This is a genomic window from Xenorhabdus indica, from assembly GCF_014467235.1.
GTDB classification, from domain to species: domain Bacteria; phylum Pseudomonadota; class Gammaproteobacteria; order Enterobacterales; family Enterobacteriaceae; genus Xenorhabdus; species Xenorhabdus indica.
The window spans coordinates 32897-48902 of sequence record NZ_NKHP01000011.1 but is presented as its reverse complement, the minus strand read 5'-3'; the positions used below and the strand labels follow the sequence as shown (position 1 = coordinate 48902).

Annotated in this window: 14 protein-coding genes and 1 pseudogene; 6 read left to right on the top strand and 9 right to left on the bottom strand. The window is 41.7% G+C overall.

Going from position 1 to position 16006, the window contains the following annotated elements:
• Positions 1-75: 75 nt before the first annotated feature.
• On the top strand, positions 76-1272 hold the full coding sequence (kbl, locus tag Xind_RS10305) for a glycine C-acetyltransferase (RefSeq protein WP_187650014.1): 1197 nt from the start codon (positions 76-78) through the stop codon (positions 1270-1272).
• Positions 1273-1281: 9 nt separating this feature from the next.
• On the top strand, positions 1282-2307 hold the full coding sequence (gene tdh, locus Xind_RS10300; RefSeq protein ID WP_187650013.1) for an L-threonine 3-dehydrogenase: 1026 nt from the start codon (positions 1282-1284) through the stop codon (positions 2305-2307).
• Positions 2308-2351: 44 nt separating this feature from the next.
• Here the strand turns inward: tdh and Xind_RS10295 are convergent, their stop codons facing one another.
• Positions 2352-3335, bottom strand: a complete 984-nt coding sequence (locus tag Xind_RS10295) for a divergent polysaccharide deacetylase family protein (RefSeq protein WP_338114347.1) — start codon at positions 3333-3335, stop codon at positions 2352-2354.
• Positions 3336-3452: 117 nt separating this feature from the next.
• Positions 3453-4754: a murein hydrolase activator EnvC gene (envC, locus tag Xind_RS10290; RefSeq protein ID WP_187650012.1), complete on the bottom strand. Its 1302-nt coding sequence runs from the start codon at positions 4752-4754 to the stop codon at positions 3453-3455.
• Positions 4755-5144: 390 nt separating this feature from the next.
• On the opposite strand from envC, the gene Xind_RS10285 reads away from it, so the two are divergent.
• From Xind_RS10285 to cysE, 4 genes are all read left to right on the top strand, one after another.
• Positions 5145-5582: a rhodanese-like domain-containing protein gene (locus Xind_RS10285; RefSeq protein WP_047682729.1), complete on the top strand. Its 438-nt coding sequence runs from the start codon at positions 5145-5147 to the stop codon at positions 5580-5582.
• Positions 5583-5779: 197 nt separating this feature from the next.
• A complete protein-coding gene (gene secB, locus Xind_RS10280; protein WP_187650011.1) occupies positions 5780-6250 on the top strand; it encodes a protein-export chaperone SecB in 471 nt (156 codons plus the stop codon).
• Positions 6250-7269, top strand: a complete 1020-nt coding sequence (gpsA, locus tag Xind_RS10275) for an NAD(P)H-dependent glycerol-3-phosphate dehydrogenase (protein WP_187650010.1) — start codon at positions 6250-6252, stop codon at positions 7267-7269. Before secB ends, gpsA begins: the two co-directional genes overlap by 1 nt.
• Before the next feature lie 134 nt (positions 7270-7403).
• On the top strand, positions 7404-8225 hold the full coding sequence (cysE, locus tag Xind_RS10270) for a serine O-acetyltransferase (RefSeq protein ID WP_099136550.1): 822 nt from the start codon (positions 7404-7406) through the stop codon (positions 8223-8225).
• Between the two features lie 176 nt (positions 8226-8401).
• Here cysE and Xind_RS10265 read toward each other — a convergent pair whose 3' ends face one another.
• From Xind_RS10265 to wbaP, 7 genes and pseudogenes are all read right to left on the bottom strand, one after another.
• Entirely contained in the window at positions 8402-9886 is a 1485-nt protein-coding gene (locus tag Xind_RS10265; protein ID WP_187650009.1) for a hypothetical protein, read from the bottom strand.
• A gap of 32 nt (positions 9887-9918) precedes the next feature.
• Positions 9919-10833 (bottom strand): glycosyltransferase family 2 protein, encoded by a 915-nt coding sequence (locus tag Xind_RS10260; RefSeq protein ID WP_187650056.1) that lies wholly within the window; start codon positions 10831-10833, stop codon positions 9919-9921.
• Entirely contained in the window at positions 10833-11195 is a 363-nt protein-coding gene (locus Xind_RS10255; RefSeq protein WP_187650008.1) for a GtrA family protein, read from the bottom strand. The genes Xind_RS10260 and Xind_RS10255 overlap by 1 nt, the downstream gene beginning before the upstream one ends.
• Positions 11196-11341: 146 nt before the next feature.
• Positions 11342-11936 (bottom strand): annotated as a pseudogene (locus tag Xind_RS10250) (IS5 family transposase); the annotation flags it as partial.
• 275 nt (positions 11937-12211) lie between these two features.
• Positions 12212-13285, bottom strand: a complete 1074-nt coding sequence (locus tag Xind_RS10245; RefSeq protein ID WP_187650055.1) for an IS110 family RNA-guided transposase — start codon at positions 13283-13285, stop codon at positions 12212-12214.
• Positions 13286-13853: 568 nt separating this feature from the next.
• Entirely contained in the window at positions 13854-14357 is a 504-nt protein-coding gene (trmL, locus tag Xind_RS10240; protein WP_187650007.1) for a tRNA (uridine(34)/cytosine(34)/5-carboxymethylaminomethyluridine(34)-2'-O)-methyltransferase TrmL, read from the bottom strand.
• Between the two features lie 109 nt (positions 14358-14466).
• Complete coding sequence (gene wbaP, locus Xind_RS10235) at positions 14467-15939, bottom strand: undecaprenyl-phosphate galactose phosphotransferase WbaP (RefSeq protein WP_081989057.1); 1473 nt, start codon at positions 15937-15939, stop codon at positions 14467-14469.
• Between the last annotated feature and the right edge of the window lie 67 nt (positions 15940-16006).

The following is a 16006-nucleotide window of genomic DNA, read 5'->3' as shown; positions in this document are numbered from 1 at the left end:
TGTGTCGTCACTGTCAGGATCTATAAGTAAAATACACCATACCTTTCACTTATCCAGGTAATCAGGAGAGAAATAATGTCAGCGTCGTTTTATCAGAAAATTAATGATCAGTTGGAACAAACCCGTGCGGAAGGGCTATTCAAAAGTGAACGTATTATTACTTCTGCGCAAAATGCCGATATTGCTGTTGCGGATGGCAACAACGTCATTAATTTCTGTGCCAATAACTACTTAGGGTTGGCTAATCACCCTGACCTGATCGCTGCCGCAAAAGCAGGAATGGATAGTCATGGATTTGGTATGGCATCCGTACGTTTTATTTGTGGTACGCAAGACACCCATAAAGAATTAGAAAATAAAATAGCTGAATTTTTGGGCATGGAAGATGCTATTCTGTATTCCTCATGTTTTGATGCTAATGGGGGGCTGTTTGAAACATTATTCGGTCCAGAAGACGCCATTATTTCAGATGCACTGAACCACGCTTCTATTATTGATGGTATTCGCCTATGTAAAGCAAAACGTTATCGTTATGCCAATAATGACATGCAAGAATTAAGAGCACAGTTGGAGAAAGCGAAAGCAGGAGATGCTCAGAATATCCTGATCGCAACTGATGGTGTGTTCTCAATGGATGGTGTCATTGCGGATCTGAAATCTATCTGTGATTTGGCGGATGAATTTGGTGCTATGGTCATGGTTGATGATTCTCATGCGGTAGGGTTTGTTGGCAAGCACGGCCGTGGTACTCATGAATATTGTGATGTCATGGGGCGTGTTGATATCATCACTGGCACACTCGGTAAAGCGTTAGGTGGGGCGTCCGGTGGTTATACCGCCGCACGTAAAGAAGTTGTGGAATGGTTGCGTCAGCGTTCACGCCCTTACCTATTTTCCAATTCTTTGGCTCCGGCTATTGTTGCGGCCTCCATCAAGGTATTGGATATGTTGAAAGATGGAGACGAATTGCGTGAACGTCTCTGGAAAAATGCCAACTTGTTCCGTGAAAAAATGACGGCAGCGGGTTTTACACTAGTGGGTGCAGATCACGCCATTATTCCGGTTATGTTGGGGGATGCGAAGCTGGCGCAGGAATTTGCCTCTGAGCTGCTGAAAGAAGGCATTTATGTGATTGGCTTCTTCTACCCTGTAGTCCCTAAAGGTCAAGCACGTATTCGTACCCAAATCTCTGCTGCTCATACCGAAGAACAAATTGAACGTGTTGTGGCTGCATTTACACGTATCGGTAAGCAGTTGAATATCATTACATAAGGTATCACTATGAAAGCGTTGTCAAAATTAAAGCCAGAAGAAGGTATTTGGATGACGGATGTGCCTACACCGGAACTGGGGCATAATGATGTGATGATTAAAATCCGTAAGACGGCAATTTGTGGAACGGATGTGCACATTTACAACTGGGATGATTGGTCTCAGAAGACTATTCCTGTGCCGATGGTAGTAGGGCATGAATACGTGGGAGAAGTGGTCGCAATTGGTCAGGAAGTCAAAGGATTCAAAATTGGCGATCGTGTATCTGGTGAAGGTCATATTACCTGTGGTTATTGCCGCAATTGTCGTGGTGGACGCACACATTTGTGCCGTAACACAACAGGAATTGGGGTAAACCGGGCTGGCTCATTTGCTGAGTATTTAGTTATTCCGGCATTCAATGCTTTTAAAATTCCAGACAATATTTCGGACGAACTGGCTGCGATTTTTGACCCATTTGGCAACGCTGTTCATACTGCACTCTCCTTTGATTTAGTTGGAGAAGATGTACTGGTATCGGGTGCCGGTCCTATCGGTATCATGGCTGCGGCTGTGTGTAAGCATGTCGGTGCACGTCATGTTGTGATCACCGATGTAAATGAATACCGTCTTGATTTAGCACGTAAAATTGGCGTTACTCGTGCTGTGAATGTCAGTAAGGAGAACCTGACGGATGTTATGTCAGAATTGGGCATGACTGAAGGCTTTGATATTGGTTTGGAGATGTCTGGTGCTCCGCCTGCATTCCGTACCTTATTGAACACGATGAATCATGGCGGGCGTATCGCTTTATTGGGTATACCTCCTTCAGATATGGCGATCGATTGGAGTCAGGTCATTTTTAAGGGACTGTTTATCAAAGGCATTTACGGACGTGAAATGTTTGAAACATGGTACAAAATGGCGACACTTATTCAGTCCGGTTTGGATTTAACTCCAATTATTACTCACCAATTCCCGATAGATGACTATCAGAAAGGCTTTGATATCATGCGCTCAGGGCAATCTGGTAAAGTTATTCTGAATTGGGATTAATTGAATTTCTGACAAAATTTTAAGCAAGCTGTCAAAATAGATTGCTAAAAATCAGGGCAGACGCTCATCTTTTTATGAGCGTCTGTTTTATTTTCCCGTATCTTATCTTTTTGTGGTCTCAAATGGCCCGTGCTATGCCGTTTCTCTTGTTTTGATGTGGAGTTCTGTAATTTTTCAAGCCCCTGATTTAAGACATCGACAATGACACTGGGAACCAATGTTTCCCCAACTATCCTGAAATAATCCAATTTGGATTCTAATACCGTTACCGATTTGATTTCAGCGGATTTCATGCATTTTTGTTTGGTGAGCGGGCTGATTTGTGAGTTGTTTTGTTTACTGGTTAGAGAATGATTGAGCAGCATACTGGGTGTTACCAGTTCAATATCATCTGGCAACGTTGCTAACCCTTGCTGTAATGCCCGAATAGTAGTTGGGTAAGGATGCCCGATGGCGATGGCAGAGCCTTGTTTGCGAGCCAGAGTAATAGCCCGGTTGAGTTGGTGCAGCACTTCTGCTTCTGTTTGTACATCGTCCAAGAAGATATTCCGGCGGAGTACTTGTACAGGTGTTCCCATTGAGGCTTTAGCGACCTGAGTATTACCGATAGTTACGCTGTCCAGAAAATAGAGACGATATTGAGATAATGCATTCATCACTTTTTTCATACCAGCGAGATTGGAGGTCATCGCGCTACCCATATGGTTGTTCACACCAATCGCATGAGGAACTTTTTTTATGGCATCGTGAATAATGTTTTCAACTTCCTTACTGCTCATGGCAGGATGCAGGGTATTTTTTTCTAATGGTTGTTTACTCATTGGTGCCATTGGCAGATGGATCAAGACCTCTCTACCTTGCTTATAGGCTTTTTGCGCCATTTCTCTGCCATATGGAGAATCAGGAAGTACGGCGATGGAAATTGCAGCAGGCATCTGCAATATCTTATTTTCATTGTAGACACGATAGCCAAAGTCATCAATGACAATGGCTAAGCGTGCGGCACGGGCATTCAGAGTAAATAACAAGAGAGTGATAAACAGCAGAACCCAAAACTTTGGTATCCGAAAGCGCAATATCCCAAATAATAGAGTGAATGAGTGAACGCACTTTATTAATAGATATTGCACAATTATGTCCTTCTCTTATTTTCCTAACCACGGTAATGGATTGACGGTACGCCCCTGACGGCGGATCTCAAAGTATAATGAAGGGTGCTGTTGCCCGCCGCTGCTACCAACCAGAGCTATCGGCTGACCTGCCCGGACTTGCTGGCCAACACTAACCAACAGGCTTTGGTTATAGCCATAAATACTCATATCTCCTTTACCGTGTTCAAGCACGACAACCAGACCATAGCCTTGTAACCAGTCTGCCAGTAATACCCGGCCATCTGAAATTGCTTTAACTTCCGTGCCTTCGGCTGCGGAGATAACCATGCCTTTCCAGCGTAACTCGCCTTGTATTGTTTCCCCAAAGCTGTGAATAACCCGCCCACGCACAGGCCAGATTGCTTGCCCGGCAGGGCGACCAAGCCCACCTGTTCGCGCCATAAGTGCGCGTTCATCTTCTGTAGGTTTATAGCTGGAGCCTTTTTGTTGAGCCTGTTTCTGCTTGGCTGCTATTTGCGCACGGACACGTGCAGCCTCACGCGCTTCACGCTCAGCGCGGGCTTTGGCTTCCCGTTCTGCTTTAGCAATTTTATTACGCAGACGAGTTTCGTTTTGCCGAAGCTCAGCCAGGCTTTGTTGATCTTTCTTCAATGAAGATTCAAGTACAGTCAGTGTTTTTTTCCGGGCAGAACGGGCAACTTCCATTTTTTGCTTTTGTTGCTTTTGGTTGCTGAGTACCGTTTGCTGTTCATTCAGTTTTTCTTGTTGCAGCTTTTTTTGTTGGTTAAGTTTGTCAGTTGTTTTTTGCAATTTAGTGATAGTTTCCTGACGAGCCTGATTCAGATAGCTGTAATAAGCCAGTATACGTTCTTTACGCTGTGTTTCTGGGCCATTAAACAATAATTCTAAACCCTGATGATTCCCTTGCCGGAATGCGGCATCTAATTGGCTGGCAAGTAGCTTACGCTGCTCTTTTTGCTGTATTTGCAGATGGTTAATACCTTTCGTCAATGACGAAATTTCATTTCCCAGTTTATTCAGGTGGACTTGTGTACTGTGGAGGGAACGCCCGACTTCTGAAATCGTCCCCTCTTGTTCCTTGAGTTGCTTGAGGAGCTCTGTACGTTGTTTTTGTTGTTGTTTGACGCTTTTCTCTTTCTCGGCAATATTCTGTTGAATATCTTTAAGTTGGTTTTTATTTTCTGAAATTTGATTGGCAAAGGCTCCCGTGCAGAAAAAAGCAAACAGTAGGGCACAGAACAGTAATACACTGTTTCTTGGTTGCCACTGTTTCTGCTGGTGAGGACAGCTTTTGGAATCCTTATTATCAGCCATTTGATTCAATACCTTGCCACGCTCTACTATATGTATAGTGCTTGATTTATAGCGCTTGCCTACATCCATCTGTCTGTCGCGCCCGATTATTTCATGTGAAATTGCCTCTGACCAGAGAATGGTCTATTTTTTTATCTTTTTGAACCACAATATAAATTTTAGTTAACTTAGCTCATTTATTATCGAAGATCCCGTATATGTCCAGTTTGACATGAAATATTTTAATGATGTATGACAATCAAGTGATTAATGAGGATTTTTTATTTTTTCTCGAAACTCTCCGCAAAATCTGCATTAGGTTGATGCTAATTGGCTGTAATTGACACAACACACAGGTATACTCTGTTACCTTAGATTTTTGTTATTAACTAATGGGAGTTGTTGCCCTCCATGCTGCAAGAAATCATGCAATTTATTAGTCGGAACACGATCCTGAGCCTTGTTTGGATTGCCCTGTTGGTGGCTGTCATTGTCCTGACAGTAAAAAGTGTATTCTCCAAGAGTAAAGATATCACTCGCGCACAGGTGATCCATTTAATCAATAAGGAAGATGCTATCGTCGTTGATTTACGCTCTCGTGACGATTTCCGCAGAGGGCATATCATTGGTTCTGTTAACCTGACACCCTCTGAGATTAAAGAGAATAATCTGGGTGAATTGGAAAAACATAAAAAGCAGCCTGTGATCATAGTCTCAGCGAATGGACTGGAATCTAAAACACCGGCAGAGAATCTGGTGAAGGCAGGCTTTGAACAAGTTTATACCCTGAAAGAGGGAATTGCCGGGTGGACGGGTGAAAACCTACCATTATCCCGAGGCAAGAAATAACGAATGCAGATGTAAGCAGTATATACCCAATACATTTCCAGATGCAGTGCGACGGCAAGGGAGTGAATCTCTGGGAGCATAGATAACGATGTGACTAGGCTGAATGAGCATAGCCAACAAAGCTGCAACTTGAAAGATGAAGGGTATACTTACATTATCAAGGTTTAATAAGGACGTATCAAAAGGTAAAAATTATTATGTCAGAACAAAACAACACCGAAATGGCTTTCCAGATCCAACGTGTATATACGAAAGACATTTCTTTCGAATCACCTAAGGCACCTCAAATTTTCCAACAAGAATGGCAGCCAGAGGTTAAATTAGATCTGGATACCGCTTCCAATGAATTAGTTCAGGGAGTCTATGAAGTTGTTCTGCGTGTCACTGTCACGGCGACACTAGGAGAAGAAACCGCATTCTTGTGCGAAGTTCAGCAGGCTGGTATTTTCTCTATTGATGGTATTGAAGGTACTCAACTGGCGCACTGCTTAGGTGCATATTGCCCGAACATTTTGTTCCCATATGCCCGTGAGTGCATCACTAACTTGGTGGGTCGTGGTACTTTCCCACAATTGAACCTGGCACCAGTTAATTTTGATGCTTTGTTCATGAATTACTTGCAACAGCAGTCTGATTCTCAGTCTGATGAGGCAATACAGGAAGCCTAATGAATACCGCTTCTATGACAGTAATCGGTGCCGGTTCATACGGCACCGCTTTAGCCATTACACTAGCCCGTAATGGACATGATGTTGTCCTTTGGGGCCATAACCCCGCACATATTCATGCCTTGCAGCAAGCCCGTTGTAATCAGGTATTTTTACCGGATGTTTCTTTCCCTGATGGCTTACAGCTTGAAGCCGATCTAAAAAGTGCTGTTTCAGCCAGCCTTAATATTCTGATTGTGGTTCCTAGCCATGTTTTTGGCGATGTCTTACAGCAGATAAAACCGCATTTACAACCAGATTCTCGTATTGTTTGGGCTACTAAAGGCCTCGAAGCGGAAACGGGTCGTTTATTGCAGGAGGTGGCGCGTGAGATATTAGGTCATGAAATCCCATTGGCGGTAGTCTCTGGCCCGACATTTGCGAAAGAACTGGCAGCGGGTTTACCGACAGCGATTGCCGTATCAGCGACAACACCTGAATTTGGTGAAGAACTCCAGCAGCTTTTCCATTGCGGCAAAAGCTTCCGGGTATACAAAAACCCTGATTTTATTGGCGTGCAACTTGGTGGGGCGATCAAGAACGTTATTGCCATTGGTGCAGGGATTTCGGATGGCATGGGGTTCGGTGCTAATGCTCGCACTGCATTGATTACCCGTGGATTAGCGGAAATGAGTCGCCTTGGTGCTGCTTTGGGGGCTGACCCATCCACATTTATGGGAATGGCAGGATTGGGTGATTTAGTGTTGACATGTACTGATAATCAATCCCGTAACCGTCGTTTTGGTATGAGGTTAGGGCAAGGAGTCAATGTTGACGCTGCACAGCGTGAGATTGGACAGGTTGTTGAAGGATATCGTAATACAAAAGAAGTCCGGGCATTAGCCAAGCGGGTTGGAGTTGAAATGCCTATCACGGAGCAAATTTACCAGATATTATATCGCAATAAAAATGTAATCGAAGCAGCTCAGGCATTATTGGGAAGAGCTACAAGGGATGAAGGAGAAAGTTCCCGCGCTTAATTAGATTAAAATCATCATAAATATTTTTTCCGGCATATGTCCAATAAACTCCAAGATGAAAGGCATAGTTCTGGGATAAATCAGGTGCGAATCCATTCGCGATGGTGAAAAACAATCACATGAGAATGATTGATATGTCTCAAGAAGAACTGAATGAAGTTTGGAAAAATATAAAAAATGAGGCGAGAGCGCTGGCAGATTGTGAGCCTATGTTAGCCAGTTTTTTTCACGCGACATTACTTAAACATGAAAACCTGGGCAGTGCTTTGAGCTATATGCTCGCAAACAAATTGGCGACCCCGATTATGCCGGCGATTGCGGTCAGGGAAGTTGTTGAAGACGCTTACAGCAGTGAGCCAAAGATGATCGAATCGGCCGCTCGTGATATTAAAGCTGTCCGGTTACGGGACCCTGCTGTCGACAAATACTCCACTCCTCTGCTTTATCTGAAAGGTTTTCATGCGCTACAAGCGTATCGCATCGCACATTGGCTGTGGAAACAAGATCGCAAAGCATTAGCGATTTACATGCAAAACCAGATTTCTGTTTCTTTTGGCGTAGATATCCATCCTGCGGCGAAAATTGGCTGTGGCATCATGCTTGACCACGCAACAGGAATTGTCATCGGTGAAACCGCAGTAGTTGAGAATGATGTTTCTATTCTGCAATCCGTAACACTCGGTGGTACAGGTAAAGCGTGTGGAGATCGGCACCCGAAAGTGCGTGAAGGAGTAATGATTGGCGCGGGTTCAAAAATTCTCGGCAACATAGAAATTGGCCGTGGTGCGAAGATTGGTGCGGGTTCAGTCGTATTAAGACCTGTTCCGCCGCATACCACTGTGGCAGGAGTACCCGCACGGATTGTTGGTAAACCGGAAAGTGATAAGCCGTCTCTGGATATGAACCAGCATTTTAACGGAATGAATAATGGATTCGAGAATGGGGATGGGATTTAAGATTCCTCTCTTTTTGAAATATAGAATTTAAAAAGACATTCAGCACGGTTAGGTGCTGAATGTCTACGTATCAATCCTGCAATTGCGTATCAATTAAATACAAAGTGGAATCCCATCCTGAATCTTCAATGACTATGGGGATAAAACAAAGGAGCACATATTATTCACCCGTATTTTTAACTAAATGGTATTCCTAATTTATGATTCAATGATTCATCTGGAATAACTGTTATATCAATATCATTCCTAATTATTCCATAAATCTTTAGAACTCGATTAATAGAAGGGCCTTCATATATAGGGAATGGCCAGTTATCATTATTATCACCCTTTGGTACAATTAGGTTTATTTTCCTTATGTTATTTTTATCTGCATATACAACCTGGTCTATAATGTTTTGACTTATGGCTAGGGCTATATTGTATTTTAAGTCAAGGTTATTTGATTCTTTCAGTGATGTATCTTGTGATATTGTTTTATTAATCAGCGAGATAATAATTATGGGCATGACATAATTTATTATTTTATAATTTGTTATCAGATATCCCATAGAGATGAGCGCAGATATAATGATGTACATAAATACCCCCCACATTACCACAGGTCTAGATGTATAATAACCACCAGCTCTTGCACATATCAAAATCAAAGCAACAAAAGTTATAGCGCAAGAAACTGTACAAACCAGAAATGCATACTTAAAATCATTATTTTCTTTTCTTTCTTTTTCTTTGTAAAAAAAGAAAGCACCAAGCAAAAGGAAAGTTAAAATAAAAACAATAAATAAAGGTTGACTTTTTTCAATTAGAGAGATAAAAAAATTGACAGCTCCATTTACATCAAGATCAGAGCTACCTATAGATTGCGCTCTACCGCCATTTATTTCATAGACAACAGAAACAAGCCAGAGCAGTAAAATAAATGTATGAAATGGTTTTTCTTTTAATGTTTTAATTAGAGAATACGAATTTTTAATAAAACTAGTCAGTATCGATACTCCGCAATATACTGCAAAAAAAACATTTGCGAACAGACTGGAAAATATACAAATATATGAAGCAAGAATCAACCAGCCAACATATATGTATCCTCTCTTTTTTAAATCATCATATGATAAAGATCCCTCATTCCTCATAAAATATAAAACAAGTGAGGAATTTATAAGGGCTGGAGTTATATAGTGATAAAAGCATGTTATATTTACCTCCCATAGCAGGTATAAACTTTGATTGTCGCTTGATGTTCTTAATGCACCAAATATACAAAGGTAATATACTGAAACCATTAATAAACTATTATACAATCCAACTTTTAGTTTATCTCTCATTAAAAGAAATAACTGCAAAAGAAACAGAGATACAAGAAATGATATGAAAATCGCAGTTGTATGTGATATGGCCTCAAGAAATCCAAATCCAAATGGCATTATGAGGTAAGTGGATATCATACCAATCCATGGAAACAATAGCTCTGGAGTTACCTTTATTGGATTAGCTGCTCCCCATTGCGGATATGCCTCTCTGTTTAGCGATAAATTGCCCCAGTCATCTCCAGATATTATTGTGACTGGATGAATTGTCATGAAGAACATAACCGTTGCAATAAACAATAATGCAAAAAACAAATAAATTGTAATTTTTTCTTTTTTATGGAAATTCATTAAACTACTCCCCATATTCAATAGTATTAATTTTATTTATGCTTTAAAATATATCTAGGACGATTTTTGGTTTCTATATATATCCTTCCTATATATTCTCCAAGCGCGCCAATCCCAATCAACTGAATTCCACCCAAAAACAGAATTGAAACAAGTAAAGATGGGTATCCTCGAACAGCGTTACCCCATACCAACTTATCTATAATCATCCATGCTCCGTAGAAAAATGAAAGAGCAGCTACCGAAAATCCAAGATATGTCCAAATCCGCAAAGGGAATGTCGAGAAGCTTGTTATCCCCTCAAGTGCTAGATTCCATAACTTCCATCCATTGAATTTAGAATCTCCAGCCACACGCTCGGCTCTGGTGTATTCAACAATATCGGTAAGTCCGCCAACCCAACTCAATACTCCTTTCATAAACAGGTTTTTTTCTGGCATGAGTTTTATGTTATCTACAACATTGCGAGACATCAGGCGGAAATCTCCAACATTATCTTCAATCTTTGGCGTACTGATTTTATTATGCAGTTTGTAAAACCATTCTGCGGTCTTTCGCTTCATGCGGCTATCGGTGGAACGGTCAGAGCGTTTAGCCAGAACCATATCCGTACCAGCCTGCCATTTCTCAATCAGGAGTGGAATCACTTCGATTGGATCCTGCAAATCAACGTCAATTGGGATTACAGCATCACCAGTTGCATGGTCAAGGCCAGCGAATAGAGCTGGCTCTTTGCCAAAGTTTCGGGTAAACGATAATGGGATGACAAGAGAGTCAGAAACTGCCAGTGCATTGATAATAGATTCTGTAGCATCTTTACTGCCGTCATTGATGAAGACAATTTCAACCTCGTACTGCTTTAATTCCCCAAATTCCCGTACCGTTTTATAAAAAATCGGTATCGCATCCTCTTCGTTAAAGACCGGAACAACCAATGATATTTTCATCATTCCTTTCCTCTGAATATTAAAAATTTTGAGTACATAAAACCTAATATCAAACTGGTTGCAGAGAACGAAACCAATGTTACGATAGGTTGCATATCCATTGCATCAGCTAGGCTTCCTGTCATATAGCTCATTAACCCCATAAACGAAATAAACGCAGAATATCTCCATCCAGTAGCTTTTTTCTGGAAAGTGATTTTAGCGTTTGCATAAAAAGAGAATGTCACAGCAGCAAGAAAACCAACCAAATTACTAATTGCTTGACTCGCGCCAAAAAAGTACAGCACTGCTGTAAACAATACCCAATGGATAGCGGTATTAATAACCCCTATTGAGAGATATTTTGTAAACAAAGCTAACATATTAATAAAACTATATAAAAATAATAGTGACGAATAATATCACCCAAGTAACCATTGGTCATTCATTAAATATGATCAACATGACTTTCTTTCTAGGGCGTGTTGACGTTTTGTATTCATCATTTATTCGACCCACATGGGTAGCCAGATAACGCATTTTCGACTAAATGACGATAACGATATAAACCCTTATCCCTCTTTTTATCCGAGTTTCGGTTATTTTTTCGGTAGGGAATAACCGACGTTGCCCCTTGTTCTTCGATATCATTTCTGAATGCCTGACTATCATACCCCTTGTCAGCGATGACAAAGTCCGGGGGCGGTGATTGCGCCACCAAACTTTTTGCATGCACAATGTCGTGAGTTTGCCCCTCGGATAATTCAAAATGAACAGGCAAACCATAACTGTCTACGGCCAAATGGATTTTAGTCGAGTCCTCCCCGGCTTTTCCCAATCGCTTCATTCTCCTTTGAAGCCGCGCCTGAACTGTGCTGATGAGCACGGACAATCCTGTCATCAATGAACAACCATTCAGTATCAGAATCTTTAGCTAATTCCTTGAATAATGAATCAAAAACACCTTTGTTTGACCGCGCATTAAAACGCTTAAAAACGGTATTCCATTTCCCATATTCAACAGGCAGTTCCCGCCAAGGGCTCCCGGTTCTCATTCGAAAAAGGATACCTGCCAGAATTAGGCGATGCGTTTTTTTATGGTAGACAAGCCGGTTTTGTTGCATGAATACAAATAGCTTATCTCACACAGGGTCTGATAACATGGGTCTTGGCATGATAGTTCTGGTTACGAGTTTTTTGGCGAAAATAAGGATACCAAATTATCATGCCATTCAAATCCCCTCGTTCAAACGTCAATACGCCCTAATACTACGGAAATAATTTATTTTTAATCAAAAGGTTACTCCAGAAATTTTCCCAGCGGCTCAGACTTTGTTTGATACCATAATGCCACAATAATTTACTAGTATAGTGACTACCTTGGATGCCCTTCTAAGTGTCAAGTCATTATTTGTATGCTATTGATCTGACGATTGCGGTTACGCAATAGCGTAAAGACCTCCCTTGATATATAGTGTTTTAAGCAACGTATTGCCTCAAGTTTTGAATGACCTTCCCCGATCCGCTTGGCAACATATTCCTGCGTTTTGGTATCTGTACGTAACCGACCAATCGCTATGATGTGAAGCGCACTGTGTGCTGCACGATCGCCACCACGATTGAGTCGGTGACGCTGATTTTTTCCTGAGGATACCGGTACCGGACTCACTCCGCATAACGCAGCAAAACCGGATTCTGAGTGTAGACGCTCTGGATTGTCTCCCGCCGTGATGAGCAGTTGGGAGGCACATTCATACCCCACTGCTTTGCATTTGAGCAGTTCCGGTGCAAGGTCATCAACGATAGCCGCTATCATGACGTCCAGCTCACCAATCTCATCCTGTAATTCCAGGTAGCGTCGGGCCAGTGATTTCAACGCAATACAGTAAGCCCCCTCAATATGACGATAGCGGGTCATATCCGGTTTTGATGCGGCCAGTGTGCGGATAAGCTGCATCCGGGTGAGTTTTCTGAGTTGATCCCGTAATTCTTCGGGGGCAGAGACGATTGTCATTTGGAGCATTTGTAGCGCTATGCGTCGTGCTGCCACGGCCGTTTTTCGGCATACCTTCAGGGTTCGAAGAGACTCAATCATGCCACTTCGTGTTTTAGGCGTGACTGTCCGGATGAGTGAAAATGCCGCATGAGCGGCACATTCAGCATCAATCGTATCGCTTTTTCCCCGTTTCCGGCGTTCCATTCTGTCGGGAGCTGTGACCTCCAGGACTTCAATCCCCGCAGCCTGGAGATATCGCAATAAACCCGCGCCGTAAGATCCTGTACATTCAATTCCCACCCTGATTAATGGCCCAAATGATTTCATCCAAGATAACATCTGGCGGTATCCTTGCCGGGTTGCTGGAAAAAATTCGTTCCCTACAACACAGTTATTGTGATCAACGACTGCCGCAACGTGTAGGTCTTTATGTGTATCAACCCCACCGATGACGCCTGCTGATAAGTTTTGCTGCATTTTAGCCATGGGATGAATTCTCAGTCAGAAGATACAAATAGTTTCCCCTGACAGATATCCCGGACAGGACAGTAAAGAGACAAGCCGTCAGGCCCTTCTTGAGTCACGCATATCAGCGAGGAGAAACCTCTCATGGAATTTTTCCTGTTACCGACAGATCCAGGGGAGGACACAAGAAGGTCGATCACTGTGTGGGTCAGGAAACAGAAAAAACGCCATACATCAGAAGAATAGATTGAAAAGCCTTCTATCTATAGAATCTGACAAGGGTATTCTTACTATCACTGTGAAACATCACACCTTGTGGCTTCTCTCTTGATTCAAAATCCATTTCTAATGCTTTCTTTGTTGACTCAGAGACTATTCAGTATCTTTTCTATGCAAAAGTAGGGCTAAGAATACCAAGTTGAAGAACTGAAGGCTGGTATTCAGATACCACTACATAAGTCTAATAGATCAAAACCGAAAAACGCCGTCAATCACATCAGCATAGGGAGTGTGAAGAACATGATAAATATCATACTATTTTAAAATCAGGAACGCGGTGCGGAATGACGGCTGCAATAGGTTAGTCTCGTAATAGCGCACCGGGATAACCGAGTTGCCGCCACGCTTCAAACACGACCACTGATACAGAATTAGAAAGATTCATGCTACGACTATCCGGTAGCATAGGAATTCTTATTTTCTGTTCAGGGGGCATGTTATCCAGCACATAAGATGGCAAGCCACGGGTTTCTGGGCCAAACATCAGATAATCCCCATCACGATAACTTACATTACTGTGCGCCGGAGTACCTTTTGTTGTTAGTGCAAATAGGCGTGCTCCAGAAGGGGATTGTGAATTGGTTGGACTAAGCCCTTCACTTTCCAAGAATGCATTGTAGTCGTGGTGTTGTTTGATATTGGCAAACTCATGGTAATCCAGCCCTGCACGACGCAGGCGTTTGTCATCCCATGTGAAACCCAATGGTTGGATGAGATGAAGCTGACAACCTGTATTGGCACACAGGCGGATAATATTACCCGTATTAGGCGGGATTTCTGGTTCGAATAGGACGATGTTTAGCATGTTTTAACGCCTTCATTACAATAATATTAACTGAATGAAGAGAGTTCATAAAAATTGGATTAGAAATATAAAAACTGTTTACAATCAGTAAAGTATTTTTATTCAAAGACTAATAAGCACCATCTCTTTTAAGTACTACATTAATTGTCTTAAATAAAATCGTAATATCATTCCAAAGCGCCCAGTTCTTTACATACCAGCTATCAAGATATACACGTGTTGCATAATCCACATCATTACGTCCACTTACTTGCCAGAGACCTGTCATTCCAGGTTTTGCCATGAGGTAATACGATTTGTCATCTCCATAACGTTCAAGTTCTTCTTGAACTATGGGTCTTGGACCAACAAGACTCATCTCTCCTTTAAACACATTTATCAACTGTGGAAGTTCATCAAGACTAGTTTTACGTAAAAAATGGCCGATAGGCGTGATTCTCGGATCATTTTTGAGTTTGAAATCTTTCTGCCATTCAGCTAAAGCATTCTGATCTGTTTTTAGTAAATTTTCCAAAACTTCCGCTGAGTTGCTAATCATAGAGCGAAATTTCAGACACTTGAATCGGTGTTCTCCTTGCCCTATGCGTTCATGCCCATAAAAAGGGGATGCTCCATCACGGGAAACTTTCCAACCGATGAAAAGAAACAGAGGAGAAAGAAGAATTAGTAAGAGAGAAGAAACGACAATATCAAATGTACGCTTAAGAATTATGGATGAACGCTTAGCTAGATTATTTTTAACTCTAAGCATTAAAAGTTCATGACTAAAGAAGTGGGACATATTTGTGCTATAGAGAGGAACACCACGTAATGTTGGGACTATCGATATATTTCGAACTCCATGAGCGGAGAGATAGCGCAACCATTCATCTTGCAATTCGTGTTGTTCATATTCAAGAGCGATAAAGATTTTATGCTGATGATATTTTTCCAGTAACTGCTCTGGAGTGATATGGAATAGAGGAAGTGTACTGACTGGACTGGTAGAACAATTATCGTTTGGAGCTACAAAACCAATGACTCCAAATCCAAGTAATTGTTCGCTGCATATAGCTAAGTAAGCGTCGCGAGCATTATTTCCGTTGCCAATGATGATAGTAGGCATACTCCAATATTTGAGTTTAATTAATAACTTCTTTGTCAGCCATCGAAATAATGGCAGGGTAAATATGGTAATCAGCCAAAACATTGCCCATTGATGGCGAGAGAAATTCCACTTAGAGATAGCAACTATTGCCAAATCAGCTATAGCTAGCCCGATTAGCATTAGGAGTGTTTCTTTCAGTTCATTCCAGAATGGCTTGCGGTAAGTGTAATGTCGTAAATGTCCCCAGGACCAAAAACATGTGACTAAGACAATGATCAGAAAACTCCAAGCTCTGGCTATATCTGATCCACTTTTGAAAACTAGAGAAAATGGAACATTTGTGCGAGTACTTTCAACCCACCATGAAAAAATAAAAGCGCCTGCCATAGCCAATAAATCGCTTGCCATCAGAGAGAAGCGATTAACAGATGCTGAATAGTTTCTATATTCAAGATGTTCTTCTTTTGAATGCTGGAACATTTCCGTTAATGCCATAATATTTACCTAAATTTAAAAGGGTGTTCGATAGAGCACTGAAGTGATTCCTCTACCGAAGTTGTTA